The 19,011-nt window shown below is 72.3% G+C and carries 21 protein-coding genes; 10 read left to right on the top strand and 11 right to left on the bottom strand.

The features are described from left to right. Positions 1-14: 14 nt before the first annotated feature. The 4 genes from ACRWK8_RS17905 to ACRWK8_RS17890 all read right to left on the bottom strand — a co-directional run bounded on the left by ACRWK8_RS17905 (position 15) and on the right by ACRWK8_RS17890 (position 2,966). A complete protein-coding gene (locus ACRWK8_RS17905; RefSeq protein ID WP_378740041.1) occupies positions 15-992 on the bottom strand; it encodes a zinc-dependent alcohol dehydrogenase in 978 nt (325 codons plus the stop codon). Between the two features lie 3 nt (positions 993-995). Continuing rightward, positions 996-1,643 carry a CDP-alcohol phosphatidyltransferase family protein gene (locus tag ACRWK8_RS17900; protein ID WP_431871654.1) on the bottom strand — a complete coding sequence of 216 codons (648 nt, stop codon included), beginning with the start codon at positions 1,641-1,643 and terminating at the stop codon, positions 996-998. Beyond that, positions 1,636-2,277 carry a GTP cyclohydrolase II gene (locus tag ACRWK8_RS17895; protein WP_431871652.1) on the bottom strand — a complete coding sequence of 214 codons (642 nt, stop codon included), beginning with the start codon at positions 2,275-2,277 and terminating at the stop codon, positions 1,636-1,638. Before ACRWK8_RS17895 ends, ACRWK8_RS17900 begins: the two co-directional genes overlap by 8 nt. Before the next feature lie 71 nt (positions 2,278-2,348). Next, positions 2,349-2,966, bottom strand: coding sequence for a hypothetical protein (locus ACRWK8_RS17890; protein ID WP_431871693.1), 618 nt, complete (start codon positions 2,964-2,966; stop codon positions 2,349-2,351). 57 nt (positions 2,967-3,023) lie between these two features. Here ACRWK8_RS17890 and ACRWK8_RS17885 point away from each other — a divergent pair, with 57 nt between their 5' ends. Together ACRWK8_RS17885 and ACRWK8_RS17880 are read left to right on the top strand one after the other, a co-directional pair. Beyond that, positions 3,024-3,323, top strand: coding sequence for a hypothetical protein (locus ACRWK8_RS17885; RefSeq protein WP_431871691.1), 300 nt, complete (start codon positions 3,024-3,026; stop codon positions 3,321-3,323). A 121-nt stretch (positions 3,324-3,444) separates the two neighbouring features. Continuing rightward, positions 3,445-5,676, top strand: a complete 2,232-nt coding sequence (locus ACRWK8_RS17880; protein ID WP_431871650.1) for an NACHT domain-containing protein — start codon at positions 3,445-3,447, stop codon at positions 5,674-5,676. 147 nt (positions 5,677-5,823) lie between these two features. On the opposite strand, the gene ACRWK8_RS17875 is transcribed toward ACRWK8_RS17880, so the two are convergent. Both ACRWK8_RS17875 and ACRWK8_RS17870 read right to left on the bottom strand, forming a co-directional pair. Next, the gene (locus ACRWK8_RS17875; RefSeq protein WP_431871648.1) at positions 5,824-6,789 is read right to left on the bottom strand and encodes an NAD-dependent epimerase/dehydratase family protein; all 966 of its coding nucleotides are present in this window, start codon (positions 6,787-6,789) and stop codon (positions 5,824-5,826) included. 58 nt (positions 6,790-6,847) lie between these two features. Continuing rightward, entirely contained in the window at positions 6,848-8,215 is a 1,368-nt protein-coding gene (locus ACRWK8_RS17870) for a hypothetical protein (protein ID WP_431871646.1), read from the bottom strand. A 120-nt stretch (positions 8,216-8,335) separates the two neighbouring features. On the opposite strand from ACRWK8_RS17870, the gene ACRWK8_RS17865 reads away from it, so the two are divergent. The 5 genes from ACRWK8_RS17865 (at position 8,336) to ACRWK8_RS17845 (ending at position 12,337) form a co-directional block, all read left to right on the top strand. Next, complete coding sequence (locus ACRWK8_RS17865) at positions 8,336-8,902, top strand: hypothetical protein (RefSeq protein ID WP_431871644.1); 567 nt, start codon at positions 8,336-8,338, stop codon at positions 8,900-8,902. A gap of 417 nt (positions 8,903-9,319) precedes the next feature. Then, entirely contained in the window at positions 9,320-9,886 is a 567-nt protein-coding gene (locus ACRWK8_RS17860; protein ID WP_378740056.1) for an RNA polymerase sigma factor, read from the top strand. Between the two features lie 62 nt (positions 9,887-9,948). After that, positions 9,949-10,554 (top strand): SCO family protein, encoded by a 606-nt coding sequence (locus tag ACRWK8_RS17855; RefSeq protein WP_352388501.1) that lies wholly within the window; start codon positions 9,949-9,951, stop codon positions 10,552-10,554. Further along, positions 10,551-11,783 carry a Dyp-type peroxidase gene (locus ACRWK8_RS17850; RefSeq protein WP_431871641.1) on the top strand — a complete coding sequence of 411 codons (1,233 nt, stop codon included), beginning with the start codon at positions 10,551-10,553 and terminating at the stop codon, positions 11,781-11,783. Before ACRWK8_RS17855 ends, ACRWK8_RS17850 begins: the two co-directional genes overlap by 4 nt. Positions 11,784-11,812: 29 nt before the next feature. After that, positions 11,813-12,337 carry a copper chaperone PCu(A)C gene (locus ACRWK8_RS17845; RefSeq protein ID WP_431871639.1) on the top strand — a complete coding sequence of 175 codons (525 nt, stop codon included), beginning with the start codon at positions 11,813-11,815 and terminating at the stop codon, positions 12,335-12,337. Positions 12,338-12,627: 290 nt separating this feature from the next. Here the strand turns inward: ACRWK8_RS17845 and ACRWK8_RS17840 are convergent, their stop codons facing one another. The 3 genes from ACRWK8_RS17840 to ACRWK8_RS17830 form a co-directional block, all read right to left on the bottom strand. Then, positions 12,628-13,026 carry a VOC family protein gene (locus tag ACRWK8_RS17840; protein ID WP_431871637.1) on the bottom strand — a complete coding sequence of 133 codons (399 nt, stop codon included), beginning with the start codon at positions 13,024-13,026 and terminating at the stop codon, positions 12,628-12,630. After that, entirely contained in the window at positions 13,023-13,316 is a 294-nt protein-coding gene (locus ACRWK8_RS17835) for an ArsR/SmtB family transcription factor (protein ID WP_378740065.1), read from the bottom strand. Before ACRWK8_RS17835 ends, ACRWK8_RS17840 begins: the two co-directional genes overlap by 4 nt. 69 nt (positions 13,317-13,385) lie before the next feature. After that, positions 13,386-14,315, bottom strand: coding sequence for a LysR family transcriptional regulator (locus tag ACRWK8_RS17830; RefSeq protein ID WP_431871634.1), 930 nt, complete (start codon positions 14,313-14,315; stop codon positions 13,386-13,388). 75 nt (positions 14,316-14,390) lie between these two features. On the opposite strand from ACRWK8_RS17830, the gene ACRWK8_RS17825 reads away from it, so the two are divergent. Continuing rightward, the gene (locus tag ACRWK8_RS17825; RefSeq protein WP_431871632.1) at positions 14,391-15,650 is read left to right on the top strand and encodes an MFS transporter; all 1,260 of its coding nucleotides are present in this window, start codon (positions 14,391-14,393) and stop codon (positions 15,648-15,650) included. Positions 15,651-15,723: 73 nt separating this feature from the next. Here the strand turns inward: ACRWK8_RS17825 and ACRWK8_RS17820 are convergent, their stop codons facing one another. After that, complete coding sequence (locus tag ACRWK8_RS17820) at positions 15,724-16,395, bottom strand: lysophospholipid acyltransferase family protein (protein ID WP_378740071.1); 672 nt, start codon at positions 16,393-16,395, stop codon at positions 15,724-15,726. A 139-nt stretch (positions 16,396-16,534) separates the two neighbouring features. Continuing rightward, positions 16,535-17,458, bottom strand: a complete 924-nt coding sequence (locus tag ACRWK8_RS17815; RefSeq protein ID WP_431871630.1) for a threonine/serine dehydratase — start codon at positions 17,456-17,458, stop codon at positions 16,535-16,537. Positions 17,459-17,578: 120 nt separating this feature from the next. Between ACRWK8_RS17815 and ACRWK8_RS17810 the strand changes: the two genes are divergently transcribed. Both ACRWK8_RS17810 and ACRWK8_RS17805 read left to right on the top strand, forming a co-directional pair. Further along, on the top strand, positions 17,579-18,484 hold the full coding sequence (locus ACRWK8_RS17810; RefSeq protein ID WP_431871628.1) for a LysR family transcriptional regulator: 906 nt from the start codon (positions 17,579-17,581) through the stop codon (positions 18,482-18,484). Positions 18,485-18,601: 117 nt separating this feature from the next. Beyond that, positions 18,602-19,006 carry a VOC family protein gene (locus ACRWK8_RS17805; protein WP_378740080.1) on the top strand — a complete coding sequence of 135 codons (405 nt, stop codon included), beginning with the start codon at positions 18,602-18,604 and terminating at the stop codon, positions 19,004-19,006. Positions 19,007-19,011 lie beyond the last annotated feature (5 nt).

The following is a 19,011-nucleotide window of genomic DNA, read 5'->3' as shown; positions in this document are numbered from 1 at the left end:
TGCGGTCGGTGCGGTCAGGTCTCGTACACGACGCGGTGGCACAGGGCCGACAGCTCGCCGCTGGCCAGCCTCGGCAGGACCGAGGGCAGCTCCTCGAACGGGCTCTCCCCGGTCAGGAGGGCGTCGAAGGCCGGGTCCTCCAGCAGACGCAGCGCCAGACCGAGGCGCTCGGCGTGGTCGTAGCGCGAACGGCGGGCCGGGGAGATCATGCCGACCTGGCTGGCCCGCACCGTCAGGCGGTGGGAGTGGAAGTCCTCGCCCAACGGCAGGATCACCCGCCGGTCCCCGTACCAGCTCAGTTCCACGACCTCGCCCTCCACGTGCAGCAGACGCAGCGAGGACACCAGTCCCGCCTCGGTGGCACTGGTGTGGAAGACCAGGTCGCGGTCGTCCTCGGCCCGCTCGGGCGGGGCGAAGTCCACCCCGAGGCGGTCGGCGATCGCGGCGCGGCCGGGGTCCACGTCCACGAGCTGGACCCGCGCCCCCGGCACCTGGGACAGCAGGCGCGCCACGCAGCAGCCCACCATGCCGGCGCCGACCACCGTCACCCGGTCGCCCACCATCGGGGCGGCGTCCCACAGCGCGTTGATCGCGGTCTCCACCGTTCCGGCCAGGACAGCGCGGGCGGCCGGGACCCCCTCGGGGACCACGGACACCGCCGAGGCGGGCACCACGAACCGGGTCTGGTGCGGGAACAGGCTGAAGACGGTCCGCCCCACCAGCTCCCCGGGGCCCTCCTCGACCACGCCCACGTTCAGGTACCCGTACTTCAGGGGGCCGGGGAAGTCGCCCTCCTGGAAGGGCGCGCGCATCACCCCGTACTGGTTGGGCGGCACCCCGCCGCCGAAGACCAGCGTCTCCGTGCCCCGGCTGATCCCCGAGCCCAGGGCGCGCACCAGCACCTCACCGGGGCCGGGTTCGGGCAGCTCCACCTCCCGGATCTCACCCACGCCGGGGGAGCGCACCCAGAACGCCCGAGCCGTCCTCGCCATCCCTCACCTCTTCCTCTTCACGGAACCGAGTCCCAGGGCACGCGCCCGCCACAGTCCCACCACGTCACGTCCGAACGACCACAGCAGGGCGACCAGCGCCAGCCCCACCACCACGGCACCCACCGGCCGGGGAAGGACCCCCGAGGCGGCCACCGTCAACACGATCCCCTGCGCGGCGGCCACGGCCTTGCGCGCCGCGCTCGGCGGCAGCGGTCCCCGGAGCCAGGGTGCCGCGCGTGCGGCGGCCCAGAAGAGGTACCGCATCGCGCCGATCGCCAGGACCCAGGGTCCCAGTACTCCGGAGACGTACACACTCAGGGCCAGGATCAGGAACGCGTCGGCCTCCATGTCGAACCGGGCACCGAAGTCCGACTCCGTGCGCGTGCCCCGGGCCACCAGCCCGTCCACCCAGTCCAGGACCAGGGCCAGGGCCGCCACCGCGACCATCGGTCCGGCGGGCCCGCCCTCGGCCACCAGAGCCGTCACCACCCCGATCAGACCGACCCGCACCAGGGTCACCAGGTCGGCCGGGCCCATCGGCCACCGCTCGTGGCGGCGGACCGCCACCACCAGGGCCACCGTGACCAGCACGGCGTACAGCCCCGCCACGCCCCAGCCCCGGGGTCCCAGCCAGGAGGCCGGGTCAGCCACTCGCCAGCCCCGGGTCGCCGTTCAGGTGCGGCAGGTCGTGGCCCAGGCGGTCCCGCTTGGCGACCAGGTAGCGGGAGTTGTTCTCGTGCGCGGCCACCAGCAGCGGGAGCCGGGCGGCCACCTTCACCCCGTGGTCCTCCAGCGCCAGCACCTTGGCGGGGTTGTTGGAGAGCAGCCGGACCGAACGCACGCCCCGGTACCGCAGCACCCGGGCGGCCGGTCCGTAGTCGCGCACGTCCACCGGCAGGCCCAGGTGGGTGGCGGAGTCCACGGTGTCCAGCCCGCGCTCGTCCTGGAGCACCTGGGTGCGGACCTTGTTCACGAGCCCGATCCCGCGCCCCTCGTGGCCGCGCAGGTACACCAGCACCCCGCGGCCCTCGGTGAGGATCGTGTCCAGGGCGGCGTCGAGCTGGTCGCCGCACTCGCAGCGCAGCGCGCCGAACACGTCCCCCGTGACGCACTCGGAGTGCACCCGGACCAGGACCTCCTCGCCGTCACCCAGCGCGCCCAGGACCAGGGCCAGGTGCTCCTGTCCGTCGACCGGGTCCCGGAACGCGACGCAGCGGAACGTGCCCCTGCGCACCACCAGGTCGGACTCGGCGACCTCCGCGCCGTCAAGAGAGTGCTCCGTCATGTGTCCTCCGATGCGGATGCGACCTGACAGGTGCGTGCCCATCCCACCGGTCGGATACACGGGCCGGACGACTATTCCGGCAGGTCCACCCGGATCTCGCCACCCAGCGCGAAGCCGCCCTCCAGCTCCAGGGAGTCCCCGCTCCAGAACCGCCCCGGATCGTAGTAGCCGGGCCGCCTGCCCGGGGCCAGCAGCCCCATCTCCTCGTAGGTCAGCGCCATGACCTCCGCGCAGTAGGCGGTCTCCAACCGGCGTTCGCGCGCCCTGCCCCGGAACGGCATCCGGCCCAGCGCCCACCGTCCGGCCAGCTGCGCGGTCGAGGGGAAGGGGGTGCCGTCGAGCCGGGCGACCACCCGCAGCGCGGCGTCCTCCATGGCGCGGTCGGCCACCGGGTCCAGCTGGCGCAGCCAGGCCCGCTGCCCGTAGCGGCGGCCCCACACCAGGACGGCGTCACGCAGGTCGTGCAGCTGGACCCCGCGCTGGTGGACGCCGGTCCACATGTCCACCAGGGACCTGCCCAGCTCCGCGTGCCACATCAACGGGGGGAGGTCGTCCACCACGATGGCCATGCCGACGTGGTTGACGGGGCTGTTGGTGGTGAGCTGGATGGCCCGGTCCGGCACGCTCGTGCCCCGGAACACCCACACGTCACCGGTTCTGGTCAGATCGACCGCCGTCTCCAGGTCCATGCTCGTGTCTGCCACAGGCACTAGCCTATGAGCATGAAGTGGTGGAAGGCCTTGGGTGTGGCCGCCTTCGTGGGTGTGGCGGCCACCGGAGTGGCGATCGCGCGGGCCGAACGGGAGCGTCGCGCCTACACCCCCGAGCAGGTCAGGGACCGGCTCCACGAGCGCGTGGCGGAGGTCGACCGCGCAGCTCGCGGCCCCGCGGGCGATCCCGGGCCCGTGTCCGCGCCCTCGCGCGGCCCGGTCGGCGCGGTGCGCGCGGGACTCACCCGGCTCCGGGCCCGGATCGGACGACTCCGACCGGTGGCCGGTACCGGCCACCTCGTCCGCGAGCCGGGGCCGGACCCGACGGATCCCTAGCCCGCGCCTCGCCCATGGTGACCGGTTCCGTCACGGCACCGCGTGGGCCCGCCCGTGATCGGTGCGGTGAAAGGGCGAGACGACATCCCGCCGAGCGACGGCCGCGACTAGGGTTTTCCGCATGCTGGACGACGCTGACCACTCGCGGCCCACACAGACGCACAATCGGATGCGTGACAACTCCGGGACGGCTGTCCAGGTCGGTGGTGATCTGTCGGTCACCGCGCACCATTGGTCGTTCGGCGGGAACTCCCTGTCCCTGAATCGCGCACGGAGATTGGTCGAACGGGTTCGGTCGGCCTTGGTGGAGCGCGAACACGATCTGGTCCAACGCGCACGCCACCACCTGGACATCACGCGGAGCGACATGATTCCGGTGCGTTGGATCCCCCGCACCACGGGGTTCCGTGTACGCGGAGACGTCATCGATGATGCGGACCGACTCCAGGTGAGCAGCGACGCGGCCGAGCGATTCGTCTCCGCCATGGACCACGACCTGGACGAACAACGCGTGGTGCTCCTGGGCGAACCGGGGATGGGCAAGAGTTCCTTCTCCACACTGATCTCCCACGCGATGCTGCGCAGGAGGAACACGGCTCCAGAGAGTGGAACCCTGCCGCCTATTCCTGTCTCCATCCCCCTCGGATCCGTGGAATTCACGGCGAAGGAGGCCGAGCTCACCTTCGTTGACGAGATCCCCTCGGCGCTGGCGCGGACCGTTCGCAAGGAGCTGCCCAAGGGTGTCGCCGGGAACCTCAGTCAGCAACTGTTCCTGTCGCTTCTCCGGAACGGCGAACTGATCCTGCTTCTGGACGGCTTCGAGGACCTCACCGAGGCCTACCGGCGCAGGGTGATCTCGTACCTGAGCGTGGAAGCGGGAGCGAGGTTCGTGCTCACGTCCCAGCCGAGGAAGTACTGGGACACCCCGACGTCCGAAGAGTTAAGGAACGCCCTGCTCCTCGTCGCCGAAGCGCCAGGGGAGGAGGAGTGCGTCGGATACCTGAGGACGTCGATCGCCCGTACCTCCGAGGAATCCGAGAAATGGCGGTCCTTCATCGAGAGGTTTCAGGAGTCCAGGGATTCTCCCGTCCGTGGCTTCCTTCGGACGCCCATGCGGCTGTGGCTCCTGCGGATGACCTATGATCACCGTGGATCCGACCCTGGTGAACTGTTCGACACACAGAGATTCCCGGATCAGGCCTCCGTGTCGGACCATCTCTACGAGGGGCTGGTCCGGCACGAGTTGCGGGCCTGGATCCCCAGGTCGTCACGGAGATCATCCTGGCTCAGACGGCCCCGAAGGAGGATGCCCTATTCGGAAGAGTGGGCTCTCCGCTATCTCGCATTCCTGGCGACCATTTCCGTGGATCAGGGGTCCGCTCTCAGGTGGTGGAGACTTCATGGTGGGGAGACCTTCACCCGGAGTGAAGCGACGACTGCACTGTCGGTTGCCCTCTCGGTTCTCTACTGCCTGCTCATCGACGCCGTCCTCCTGCGTGGTTGGACTGTCTCCGGGGAAGCGGCCTCGCTGTACCAGGTTTACCCATTATGGTCTCTTCTAGGGATTTCTTTTTTCGTCCTCAGAGCGCTCGTAAGCCCCGATCGGAACCCCAGGAGTCTTCGCTTCGCGTTCCGGCAAGGGAGATCGCTGAGGCCGACTTGGTATCGAGGGGTGCTGCTGGCTTTCTTGGTTGCTCCCCTGCTCGGTTTCTGGCCTGAGGATTTGGCCTTTCCGGGGGTGGTCCACGGGATATGGACTCCGACGCTCGCCGTGATCCTCTTCCTGGACCTTTTCACGAACAAGATCGAAGCCAGGGGGGTGACCAGTCCACGGGAGGCCCTGAAGGAGGATCTGAGATCGAGTGTGTACGCCTCCTCCGTTCCGGCCGGTACCTTCTTCCTCAGCGCGGTGTTCCTGATGTTCGCGTCCGTTTCCGCGGAGGATCTGATCAGTACGGGTCTGGTCGACGTCCCGGAAGGCGTAGTGCACGACGGCTTCGTTCGGCACGCGGTGCTCGCCTTGGTGGTGACGTACCTGGTCGGAAAATCCTTCCTTGTGCCACTCCTCCTGATCGTGACGTTGGTCGAGGTGCACCGGCGTGCCTGGTTCCCGGTGTTCGCCTTCTCCATCTACCTGTGGATTCGCGGGCGCACCCCCCTGCGTCTGTTCCGGTTCCTTGATCACATGGTCGAGTGCAACCTTCTGCGCCCGCTCGGCTCCACCTACAGGTTCCGGCATTCGGAGTTGGAGCGATTCCTCGCGAAGCACTACGAGAGTCGTCAGGCGGAGCGGAGCCTCTCCCGAAGGCTACGGCGGCTTGTGGACCCGCTGAGGAACCGAACCGCCGAGTGACTGCGGGCGAGCGGGAAGGCCGGGTCCCCTGGTGACCCGGCCCCGGGACGGGACATCTGGGAGAACCCCTCCGCGACGACCTCGCGGAAAGTCTGCCTCGTGCGAGGTCTGGGATCGCTCGGAGAGTGAGACCGGCGCCGACGTCGGTCAGGCGCCCTGCACGTAGGAGAGCAGGACGCGTTCGACCTCCTCGGTGGGCCCCACACCCAGCGGCGGTTCGCCCCGTTCACGGTCCCAGGCCAGCACGTCGGCGGCGGTGGTGACCAGCGGGGTCGAGGGCAGGCCGGCCTCCCTCGCCCGGCCGAAGTCACGCTGGAAGGTCTGTTCCCACACCGGGTCGGGCCGCACCAGCGGGAAGCGGGCCTTGATCGTCTCCGGCGGCACCAGGACCGGTTCGACCTCGCTCCCGGCCGCCCGGGCGCAGGCACGCAGCATCCCCATCAGGGTCAGGGGCTCGGCGGGACCCATGGCGTTGAACACGCCCCCACGGTCCTCCTCGACCAGCCGCACCACGAGTCGGGCCAGGTCGCGCACGTCCAACAGCTGGACCGGCTGCCCGGGATCGGCGGGCAGGACGACCCTGCCCCCGCGCGCCGCCCGGCGCACCCAGTACGTGAACTGGTCGCCCCCGTCGTACGGTCCGGCCAGTATCCCCGGCCGCACGACGGTGGCGCGCCCGCCGTACCGGGACGTCAGCTCCTGTTCGCAGGCGACCCCGAGCGGACCTCGGGTGTCCGGGCCGACCTCCTCCGTGTCCCACTCGGGGGCACGGAGGGGGGCCGACTCGTCCGCCCCCGGCCCGGCACCCGGGGCGTAGACGGCGTGGCTGGACACGAACAGGTACCGGCCCACCCGGTCGCCCAGCGTCTCGCCGGCCTGCCGCACGTGCCGGGGCACGGACCCGCCGACGTCGACGACCGCATCCCAGGTGCCCTCGGCCAGCGCGGCGTAGTCGCCGTTCCGGCGGTCACCGCGCAGGAGAACGGGCTGGGAACGGAGCCCCGGGACGGTCCGCCCCCGGGCGAAGAGGGTGACCTCGTGCCCGCTCCGCAGCGCGTCGTCGACGATCGCCCGGCCGACGAACGAGGTTCCGCCCAACACGAGAATCCGCATGGGCCCAGAGCCTAACGCCCACCCCGCCCGCAGCTCGGACGACGGGCCGGTGAACCGGTCAGAGGGGCCTGGTGAGGTGGCCGACGGACTCCAGCAGGGCGATGTGGTCCGTGCCCAGGGACTCCAGGAAGGCGATCACGTCCCGGTGCGGGACCCGGTGCAGCGGCGCGCTGGTCCGGGTCAGACCCACGCGCGACAGCCCCTCACCGCCGCCCAGCCGAGAGGCCGGGGTTGCGGGCGGGTCCACCCGGTACAGGCGCCAGGCGCTGCCCCGGGGAGCGGAGGCCAGCAGGAGCGTGGGCCGCCTCCACACGATCAGCGCCCAGCCCTTGGGCCCCTCGGCGTGCACGATGACGGGGTCCGCGTGCTCCTCCAGCAGTTCGACCACCCGCGCCGCGACCGGGACGGGGTTGGTGAACGCGCCCCGGACCCGGTGCGTGCCCGAGTCGTACTCCAGACTCCAGCCCGAGGCCAACACCTCGGAGGCAACCCCGGCGAGGTGGCCGCCGTCCTCGGGCGCGGCCGTCTCGGCCGGTTCGGGGGAGGGGACGGCCGGGACGATCAGGCCCAGTTCCAGGTTGGCTCCCGTGGCGGCGGCGGAGGTGAGCGCGGCCAGGTTCGCTCCGCAGGTGAGGGCGGAACGCTGGTCGCCCCGGTGCCACTCGACGAGGCCGCCGTGCTCGGGGAACCCGGCGGCGACGGGGTACGCGGTCGCCTCCACCCCCGCGTCGGCCAGGGCCCGGACGGCGTCCTCCCGGTCCTGTTCCGGCCAGGCCCCGGGAACGCCCAGACGCACGCGGGCCGGGGAGAGCCGTCGGGTGAGCGCGGCCAAAGCCGGGGCGTCGTACCCGCGCAGCGGAGCGTGCAGGGTGAGCTCGTCGACCGGCCCCTCGGGCAGGTGGGAGAGGAGCGGCGCGTCCAGGTTGTGCACCACCCGGGCGGCCGACTCCGTCGGGTTGGTGAGCAGCAGGTCCTCCAGCCGGTTTGCCAGGGAGGTCAGCCGCGCGGCCAGGGACGCGGGCAGCGTGAGCCCGGTCGCGCAGGAGGAGAGCCAGGCGCCCAGTTCCGCGAGTGCCCACGGAACCCCGTCGGGGCCGCCGCGCAGCACCGTCCAGACGCGGTCCTCGTCGGTGGCGGAACCGGACCCGAAGGCGGCCACGACGTGCTCGTCACCCAGGAGCAGGGCCAGGTCCGGGACGGAGCGCTCGATCAGCGCGTACGTGCGGTCCGGGCGCACCACCGAGGCCTCCTCGGCGGCGGTGCCGAGCACGGTGACGGCCGCGCCCCGATCCTGGGCGGCAGGAACGAGGTCCTCCTCCACAGCGGAGAGATCCATCACCGCCCCCACCAGCAGGAACTCGCGCAGCGGCGCGGCGTCGGCACGGGCGTTCCACTCGTGCAGCAGGGCGAGCGGGGAGAAGGACACGGGCGACCTCTGTTCTCACACGGGGGACGCATGCGAGCATAACGGAGGGCGTGGCGGCGGGTTCCCGTGATCCCACCCCCGTGACGGACACGCGGCGGGAGGTGCGACGATGTGAGGGTCATGACCGAGAGCGAACAGTGCCGACCGCTGCGCGCCGGGGTGTTCACCCTGGTGTGCGCGAGCCTGTCCGCGATCGGCCACGCCGTCAGCTCGGGGCACGACGTCCCCGTGGGCGGCCTCCTGCTGGGCGTCGTCGTGGTCTTCGCCGTCGCGTGGGTGCTGGCGGGCCGAAGGTACGGCCCGGGGATGCTCACCGCGTGGATGCTGTGGGGCCAGCTCGCCCTGCACGTGACCTTCTCGTACGCCCAGGGCGCCGCGCACACGGACCACTCCGGTGCGGTGCTCGTTCAGGACCCGATGCCCGCGTGGGCGATGATCTCGATGCACGTGGCGATGGCCCTGGTCAGCGCCTGGTGGTTGCACCTGGGTGAGAACGCCCTGTTCGCCTTCCTGGCCTTCATGGCGCTTTCACTGATCCCGCTGCTGTTGGTGATCGGCGCCGTCCCGACGGCGCGGGCGACGCCCTCCGCCCGGTTCGCCGCCACCGACCAGCGCCCCCGCACGCGGCCGCCCTATCTGCGCCACTCGCGTGTGCTGCGAGGCCCACCGCCGGTCCTGGCCGCCTGACCGGAGTTCCTCCGAACCGGGACGCCCCTGGTTTTGTCAGGCCGCACCCAGGCCGTGTCTTCTGGATCGTTCCTCCCCACCGTCGCCCGCCACCACCCTCAGGACGCCTGCGGCACGGCGTCCTCGCGGTGCCGGGCTGCTCTCGCCGCGCCGACGAAGCTCGGACGGCCCAACCCGGGCCGTCCTCGCCGTGCGGGGCCGCGGAGCTCGCCCGGCAGCGCACCGGAGGGGCAGCCGTGTTCCTCGTCCCGCGAGGGATCGCCCGGCGGCCGCTCGCATCGGTGGTGGGTCCGCCGCCACCGGCGGAGGCATCCACGAGGACACCGCCCCGGTACCCCCTGCCCAGGACACCCCGTGGTCCACCGCCGCACCGACGGCGGCGCGGCCGCGCGGGCGGTGACAGAAAGCCTGATCCCCATGACATGGAGTGAGGGGCCCGATGCGGCCCACACACCTTCCGACCTGGCCCGACTCGCCGAGCGCGCCGGGGCCGGCGTCCCCGGAGCGATGGACGCCCTGTTCTCCCTGACCCGAGCCGACGTGGCCCGCTACATCGCCCGCCGGGTGGAACCCGCCTGGGTCGAGGACCTCACCCAGGAGACCTTCCACCGGGCCCTGCGCGGACTCCCCGGGTACGAGGGGCGGTCCCCGGTACGCGCCTGGCTGCTGTCCGTGGCCCGGCACACCGTCGCCGACCGCTACCGCAGCCGCGAGCGGTCACCCCGCACGGAACCGGTCGACGACTGGGAGCGCGCGCTCGGCCCCCGGTCGGCGGAACCGGGGCGGTTCGACGAGTACCTGGCCCTGGCCTCCCTGCTGGAGGACCTGCCCGAGGACCGGCGCACCGCCTTCGTCCTCACCCAGGTCCACCGCGTGCCCTACGCCGAGGCCGCGGCGCTGACCGGCGTCCCGATCGGCACGGTCCGCTCGCGTGTGGCCCGGTGCCGCCGCGACCTGGCCCGCCTGGTGCGGGAGGCGGCGTGAACGCCGCGCCCCACCGCCCCCCACGTCACCCCTGGAAACTCCGTCCTGTGAGGAAGCACCCGATGAGACACCCGATCCGGCCCCTGGCGGTCGCCGCCGCAGTGCTGCTGGCCGTCACGGCCTGCGGAGGGCCCGACCTGGCCGAGGCCGAGCACTACCTCGACCTCTCCGACCAACCCATGGCCGCCTCGGACATCGAGCTCGCCACCGTCGACGGAGAGCCCTGGGGGTTCACCGACGTGGCCGACGACCGGCTCACCCTGCTGTTCTTCGGCTACACGAGCTGCCCGGACGTGTGCCCCATGACCATGGCCGAGATCAACCTCGCCCTCGACCAGGCCGGGGCGGACGCGGACCCGTTCGACGTGGTGATGGTGAGCAGCGACCCCGAGCGGGACACCGACGAACAGCTGCGCTCCTGGCTGGACCGGTTCGACCCGGACTTCCAGGGGGTGCGCGGGGACGTGGACGACACCGTCCAGGCCGCCCTGGACTACGGTGTTCCGATCGAGGCGCCCGAGGTCACCGAGGGCGAGTACCTGGTCTCGCACGGCGGCCGCGTCCTGGTGCTCACCCCGGGCGGCGAGGCGGCGGGCATGTTCGACGAGGGCGTGGGCGCGGACGACATCGCCGCGCTCCTGCCGGTGCTGCGGTCGGAACTCCTGTGAGCTCCGGAACCGGGGTGTCCCGGCGCGGCCTGTTCACGGGCCTGGGCGCCGCCGGGGCGGTGGGCCTGACCACCGGGGGGCTGCTGGGCGCGGGTGCGGCGCGCGTTCCCGAGGAGGAGGACCCCGCCCGGATCCTGACGCTGTCCCGGAGCGGCCCCGAGGAGGGGCGCCCACCCGCGCTGCTCACGCCCACCCCGGCCCACGTCCACGTGGTCGCGGTGGACCTGCGGGCCGAGGAACCGGCGGAGGTCTCCGCCCGGGCCCGCGAGGTCCTGGCCGTCTGGGGAGAGCGCGCCCGGGACCTGCACGAGGGCGGTCTGGCCGCGCTCGCGCCCGGCGCGCCCACGGAGGGTCTGCGACCCGCCTCCCTGGGGGTCACCCTCGGGCTCGGCGGCGCCCTCCTCGACCGGGCCGGGCTGGGCGACCGGCGCCCCGCGCCCCTGGAGGACCTGCCGGACTTCGCCACGGACCGGCTCGACCCCGCGCTGTGCGGGGGTGACCTGATGCTGCACGTGGGAGCCGAGGACCCGCTCGTGGTCAGCGCCGCGGTGGAGCACCTGCTCGGCATGGTCCGGGAGGAGGCCACCGTGCGCTGGTCCCTGCCGGGATTCCAGCGCGCCGCCGCCACGGCCGAGGACGCCTCGGCCACCCCGCGCAACCTCATGGGCCAGGTCGACGGCACGGTCAATCCCGCACCCTCGGAGGCGCGGTTCGGCCCCCAGGTCCTGGCCGCGCACCCCGAGCCCGCCACGGCCTGGATGGACGGCGGCACCTACGTGGTGGTGCGGCGCGTGCGCATGCTGCTGGACGACTGGTTCGACCTGGCCCCCGGAGAACGGGAACGGGTGATCGGTCGCCGTCTGTCGGACGGGGCGCCGTTGGGCGGCGACCGCGAGGACGACCTCCCCGACCTCGCCGCCCGGGACGCCGACGGGAGTCCCGTCATCCCCGACGACGCCCACATCCGCCTCGCCAGCCCGGAACGCACCCTCGGTGCCCGCATGCTGCGGCGCGGATTCAACTACGACCTGGGCTGGAAGGACGGCCACCGCGAGGCCGGGCTGTTGTTCACCGCCTGGCAGGCCGATCCGCGCGCCGGGTTCACCGCCGTGCAGGAGGAGCTCGACCGGGGCGGCGACGCCCTCAACGCCTTCGTCCGCCATGAGGGGAGCGCCGTCTTCGCGGTGCCACCCGCCCTCGACACCCCTCCGGCCGCCGCCCTCTGGTGACCCGGCCGACCGACACACAGGACACGATCATGAAGACACACACCGCGACACTGCTGGCCCTGGCCCTGCTCGCCACGGGCTGCTCGGCGGGCACCTCCGTCCGGGAGGCCGCCGTGGAGAGGCCCGAACGGGGCGGCGCCGAGGCCGACGCGATCATCGTCGAGGACGCCTGGATCCCCGAACCCGCCAACCCGGAGGTGGGCGTGGTCTACCTGGCGATCACCAACACCGACGCCTCGGCGGCCGACGCCGTGGTCGAGGTGCGCACGGACGCCTCGCCCGAGGCCGAGCTGTGCACGACCGAGACCACGGAGTCGGGCGCGGCCGTCATGAGGACCCTCGACGAGATCCCCGTCCCCGCCGGAGGCACCACCACCTTCGTCGACGGCGGCTACCACGTCATGGTCAACGACATCCCCGAACCCCTCGCCGTGGGTGACTCGGTGACCGTCACTCTGGGCTTCGCCAGTGGAACCGAGGTCGCACTGGACGTCCCCGTGCAGGAGATGACCGGGCCGACCCCGGACGAGGCGGACCACGGCGCCCACCACTGACGGGTCCGCGCGTCCGGTCGCCCGGGCGCGCGGGCGGTGCCCCGTCCTCGCGGGACTAGGTCGTGCTTTTTGGATCATTCCGCGCTCGCGTGGCCAGGCTGCCTCTCGCCGCGCTGATGAAGCTCGGACAGCCAACCCCGGGCGGGCCCCCGCTGTGCGAAGCTGCGGAGCTTGCGTAGCCGCGCACAGTAGGGGCGCTCTCGCTCCTCGTCTTGCGAGAGATGGCCTGGCGGCCGCTCGCATCGATGGCGGCTCCGCCGCCACCGGCGAAAGCATCCAAAAAACACTCCCTAGACGGGATTGACGATCTGGATGAGGTTGCCGCAGGTGTCGTCCAGTACGGCGGTGGTGACCGGGCCCATGGTCAGCGGTTCCTGGGTGAAGGTGACCCCCAGTGCGCGCAGTCGCTCGTACTCGGCCTGGACGTCGTCCACCTGGAACTGGGTCGCGGGGATGCCGTCGTTGTTCAGCGCCTCGCGGTAGGGAGCCACGGCGGGGTGCCCCGAGGGCTCCAGCAGCAGCTCGGCGCCCTCGGGATCCTCCGGGGAGACCACGGTCAGCCAGCGGTTCTCGCCCTCGGGCCCGCCCAGCGGCACGTCGTGTTTCTTCACGAAGCCCAACACGTTCGTGTAGAAGTCCAGGGCCTTGACCTGGCTGTCCACGAAGACGCTGTTGATGTGGATTCTCATGAGTCGCTCTCCCGTGGGTTCGGTCCCGGCCACCGCTCGACGATGAGTCCGAGCGGCTCCGGGTTCATGTCGTGGAACTTGTAGCGCCCCTCGCGTCTGCTCCGGACCAGATCCGCCTTCTCCAGGACCGCGAGGTGCTGGGAGACCGCCTGGCGCGAGATGCCGAGCCGGTGCCTGGTGGCCAGCCGGGCGCAGAGTTCGAACAGGGTCTGTCCGGACCGCTCGTGGAGTTCGTCCAGGATGACGCGGCGGGTCGGGTCGGCCAGGGCCTTGAACAGTTCGTCGGACACCGGGTCACTATAGGCAAGCTGAGACTTGCCTATCAAGTCGTGAACTGGTGTTTGGTAATGAATTGAACCTCAGGGTCCGTAGACCCCGGCCAGGAGGTCCGCCAGGGCGGTCAGTTGCGGCGTCGTGCGGTCGGTGCGCCAGAGCAGTCCCAGCCGGGACGGTTCGGTCAGCCCCTCCACCGCGAGGCAACGCAGGTCGGCCCGGGTGATCTCCTCGGCCAGGGGGCGGCACACGAGCATGGCGTGCTCCCCGGCGGCCACCAGGGCCAGCCCCTCCTGCACGGTGCTCACGCCCGTCCCGGAACGGATCGGCGCGCCCGCCGGGGTGGTGGGCGGCACCTGGGCCGCCCTCCAGTAGTCCGGTGCCTCACCGGCCGGGCGCAACAGGTCGAACCCGGCCAGGTCCTCCACGTGCAGGCGGCCCCCGTCCGCCGACGGATGGTCGGCGGCCACCGCGAGGAAACGGTCCTGCGGGGGGAACCGGAATCCCACGGTCAGCCCCGCCTCGTGGACGGGCAGTTCCACCAGCGTCGCGTCCAGACGGCCCGCCACCACGTCCGAGAACGGTGACCCCAGTGGGATCTCGCTCAGCGCGACCGTCACCCCGTGCTCGGCACGCAGCAGCCGGAACGCCTCGGCCACCTGGACGTGGACGCTGCCGTTGAAGCCGATCCGCAGCTCCCGCAACGATCCGCGCATCGCCCGATCCCGGGCGCGTAGGAACGTGGCGGCCAGGTTCTCGTAGGCGGGCCGCACCTCCTCCACGAACTGCGCGCCGAACCGGGTGAGCGACACTCGCCTGCTGGTGCGCTCCACCAGGCGTGCCCCGATGCGGCGTTCGAGCGCGGAGACGAGCTGGCTGGCCCGACTGGGGGAGAAGCCCAACCGTTCGGCGGTCCGGCCGAAGTGCAGCTCCTCCGCCAGCACGATCAGACACTCGATCTGCTGGACGTGGACCTGGTTCAACGCGCCGTCCACGGTCGCGCCCGTGTTAGCCATAGCGTTGAGCCTAGCTCAACGATCGCTGAGCGGATCGCCGTTGTTCACCGTCCCGGCGGCCGCTTGGCTGGTCCCATGAGTTCCACCGCGTCGTCACCGACGACACCCACCTCCGCACCGACCGAACCGTCCGCCGCGGAGCGCACCGCCGTCCGGCGGTGGGCGGCGGTCGCCGTGCTGTCCCTGAGCACCTTCGTGGTCGTCACCTCCGAGATGCTGCCGGTCGGCGTCCTCACACCCATGGCGGAGGGGCTGGGCATCACGGCGGGGGCGGCCGGTTCCAGCCTCACCGTCACCGGCCTGGTCGCCGCCGTCGCCGCACCGCTGGTCCCGCGCCTGCTCGGCTCCCTCGACCGACGCGCGGTGCTGGCGGCGGCCATGGTGGTGCTCGCCCTCGGCAACGCCCTGACCTCCCTCGCCCCGGGCTTCGCCGCGCTCGTCACGGCCCGCGTGATCCTCGGGATCGGCATGGGCGCGGTCTGGGGATTGGCGGCGGCGGTGGCGATCCGCCTCGTCACTCCGGCCCGAGCGGCCCTGGCGGTGTCCTTCGCGGTCAGCGGGGTCGCCGCCGCCTCCGTGGCCGGGGTACCCCTGGGCGCCGTCATCGGGAACGCCCTCGGCTGGCGGTCCGCCTTCACCGTCCTCGCGGTGGCCGCCGTGGTCCTGGCGGTCGCGCTGCCGCTGTTCCTGCCCCGCCTGCCCCGGCCCGCCGCGGCGCGCCCCACGGCGGGCGGCGCCCCGACCCTGTTCACCCCGCCGGTCCTGGTTGGTCTGGGCGTGATCGTCCTGCTGGTCACCGCGCACTTCGCCGCCTACACCTACGTGCGCCCGGTCCTGGAGGACCGCGCCGGACTGGACCCCTCGGTCATCGCCCTGCTCCTGCTGGTGTACGGCGTGTTCGGCCTGCTCGGTAACTTCGCCGCCGGAGCGGTCGCCGCCCGCCGCACCCGGGCCACCGTCCTGGGCCTGGCGGTCGGTGTCGGGGCCGCCGTCGCCCTGCTGGCCCTGCTCGGCACGGTCCCCCTGGCCGCCGGTGCCGGCATCGCTCTGTGGGGTCTGGCCTACGGAGGGGTGTCGGTGGCCGGGCAGATCTGGATGACCCGTGCGGCGCCCGACCGCGTCGAGCACGTCACCGGGCTGTACGTGGGGGTGTTCACCGCCTCCATCGCGCTGGGCGCGCTGGTCGGCGGCGGCGTGGTGGAGTTCGCGGGCGTCACCTGGCTGCTGTGGGGCGCGGCGGCCCTGGCCTGGGTCTCCCTGGCCGTCGGGCTGCTGGGTCCGGGCCCCGACCCGCGCGGTGCCCACCACCGGGAGGGCGAGCCGCGACGCGGCTGAGGTCCTGACGACGCGGTGACGGGGCGGGTGCGGACGGTCCCCGCCCCGGCCGCACCGGCTCGTCCTACTCGTCCTACTCGTCGCCGCCGAAACTGTTGTACTCGTGGGCCCGTTCCTGGCCGGACAGCGCGTGGATCGCGTCCATGACCTCGTCGGTGATCACCCGGCGGGCCTTGCCGGGGGCCATGCTGTCGAAGCCGGTCGAGAAGTCCATCGGCGCGCCGAAGCGCACGGTGAAGGGGCGGGGGCGCGGCATGTTGGCGCCGATGGGCTGCACCTGCTGGGTGCCCGAGACCGCGACCGGCACGATGGGGGCCTTGGACTCCAGGGCCAGGTGTGCGACGCCGGTACGGCCCCGGTACAGGCGACCGTCCCGGGAACGGGTGCCCTCGGGGTAGACCACGCAGGCCTCACCCTCGTTGAGACGGTCCAGCATCATCTCCAGCGACATCATGGCGTCGCGGGCGTTGCCGCGCTGGACCGGCATGGCGCCCAGGGACCCGAAGACTGTCCTGGTGACGCGCCCCTTGATCCCGGTGCCCTCGAAGTAGTCGGACTTGGCGAGGAACCGCACGGGGCGCTGGGTGACCGACAGGGGGATGACGACGCTGTCCACGAACGACAGGTGGTTGCTGGCGAGCAGGACCGCTCCCGTGGTGGGGACGTTCTCACGGCCCTCGATGGTCGGTCGGCACAGGGTCCGGGCGAGGACCGCCGCGGTATGCCGCAACGCACCGTAGAGCACGTGTTCTCCCTAGTGTTGTCGGACGGAGCCGACCTCAATGTAAGGGTGACTCACCGGTAATGATGACCTGCCGCACACGGAGTGCCGCACGTCACGTACCGGGGAAACGGGGAGGTCGGGGCCGTCGGGCGGGGGAGGGTCAGCCGTGCGGACGCCAGTCGGCGTTGGCCCCGCACACCACCAGGCAGGGGTTGTCGCCGGGCACGCGCCCGGCCAGCCACGCGGCGAAGGGAACGGCCGCGGCGGGCTCGGCGGCGATGCGGAAATCCTGCCACAGGCGGGTCTGCGCGCTGATGATCTCTGCGTCGCTGACCAGTGTCGTCGTGACCGGGTTGGCGCGCAGGACCTCGAAGGGCACCCGGCCGATGGTGGCGGCGCCCAGCGCCGACGAGGCGACCGAGTCCACCGGGGTGCGGACCGGGTGTCCGGCCTCCAGCGCGGCGCCCAGGCTCCGGCATCCCTCGGGCTCGACCCCGACCACCCGCCGACCCCCGGCGCCCAGGCGGACCCCGGCGATCAGCCCACCGCCACCGACCGCGACCGCGATCGTGTCGCACTCGGGCGCGTCGGCGGCGATCTCCAGGCCGAGGGTGCCCTGGCCCGCGACCACCAGGGCGTCGTCGTAGGCGTGCAGGTAGCGGACGCCCTCGGACTCCGCGCGGGCCAGCGCCGCCTCGGCGGCCACCGCGAACTCCTCACCGACCCGGACGATCTCCGCTCCGGTGTCCATCAGCGGCGCTGCCTTGGCCTCGGGAACCGTCTCGGGCACGTACACCGTCGCGTGCACCCCCAGCATGCTCGCGGCGGTGGCCACACCGAGGCCGTGGTTGCCGCCGGAGGCGGTGATCACCCGGTCGGTGGGAGCGCCGCCCAGCAGGGCGTTGAGGGCGCCACGGAGCTTGAACGCGCCCGTGCGCTGGAGGTGCTCCAGCTTCAGGGTGAGGGGACGCCCGTCGATCTCGGCGCGCATGACCGGGGTCCGTCGGGCGTACGGTGCGATGCGCTCGGCTGCTGCGCGGACGTCGGTGGCCGTGGGTACGGCGGGCGCGGTCGTGGTGCTCATGTTTCCACTGTGCCGCTACTGACCATGAACTCAAAGTTGGGTCTGCTAAAGAACATGAAGCAGACCTTTGTGTCAGGCATTGTTCTGAATGACCGTGTCGTGCCTGGAAGGGGTGGTCCCGTGCTGGACGCCAACCGTCTGCGCGTGCTCGTGGAGGTCGCCCACGCCGGGTCGATCGCGGCCGCCGCCGACCGACTCTCCTTCACCCCGCCCGCCCTGTCCCAGCAGCTCACCAAACTGGAGCGCGAGGTCGGCTGCCGCCTGGTGGAGCGCGGCCGCACCGGAGCGACCCTGACCAGGGCCGGGGAGGTCCTGCTCGAACACGGCGAACGGGTCCTGGGCGAACTCCGCGACGCCGAGGCCGCCGTCCGCGCCGTCGCGGGCCACCGCGCCGACCGCCTGTCCCTGGGCGCCTTCGCCAGCGCGGGCAAGGTCCTGCTCCCGGGGGCGCTCGCCGCCTTCGGCCACGAACACCCCCACGTGCGGCTCTCGCTGTCGGACATCGAACCGCCCGACGGCCTCGGCCTGGTCACCTCCGGCGACCTCGACCTGCTCATCACCCACCGCTACCCGGGCGTGCCGCTGCCCCGTGCCGGCGGCCTGCGCCGTGAACGCCTCCTGGTGGACCCGCTCATGGTGGTGGCGCCCACCGGCCACCCCGTCACCGACGCCGATCCCTCCCTGGTGGACCTGGCCGACGAGGAGTGGATCTGCGGCGGGCCCGGCATCCACAACCGGATCAGCCTGGACACCGCCGCCGAGGCCGCGGGGGTGCGCCTGACCGTCGCCTACGAGACTCGCGACTACGAGGTCTCCCTGGCGCTCATCACCGCCGGGGTGGGGATCGCACTCATCCCCCAGAGCATCCTCGACGCGGCGCACGGGGGAGGGTGGGTCAGTCGACCCCTGCGCGGCACGTCGCTGGCCAGGGAGATCTACACCGTGCACCGGCTCCGCCCACCGGAGCCGGTCCCCGACATGGTCGCCACCCTGCGCCGCACCGCCGCCCGAAGTCTCCGGACCTGATCCGACTCTCCGCTCGGAAGTCACGCCCGGGACCGATGAGTTCCGCCGACACCGGAGGTCGGTACGGGCGACCAAACACGACGACCCCGGGGCCCGGCCCCGACGGAAAGGACCTCCATGACCACGGCACCCTTCGAGATCGCCCTCCCCATCGCCGACCGGTGGCGGGCGATGGTCTTCTACCGGGACGCCTTCGGCTTCGAGGCCCTGGGCGAGCCCGCCGAGGACGGCGTGCCCGAACCGCTGCGGCTCCGGGTCAACGACCACGCCGTGCTGACTCTCGTCCCCGCGGACGGACTCGCCTGGGTCTTGGGCGAGACCCGTCGGGTCGCCCCTCCCGGCACCAGTGAGTGCCTGCTGACCAGGTCGTTCACGACCGAGGCAGCCGCCGACGAGCTCCTGGACCGTGTCCGCGAGGCCGGGGGAGAGGTGGTCAGCCCGGCTGAGCGGCAGCCCTGGGGCTACTCGGGCACGTGCGCCGACCCGGACGGTCACATGTGGCAGATCACCGTCGAGCCCTGACCGGG

Source organism: Nocardiopsis eucommiae (assembly GCF_965344335.1).
GTDB classification, from domain to species: Bacteria; Actinomycetota; Actinomycetes; order Streptosporangiales; family Streptosporangiaceae; genus Nocardiopsis; species Nocardiopsis eucommiae.
Note: the sequence above shows the minus strand (reverse complement) of the source record. Positions and strands in the feature narration are given on the sequence as shown.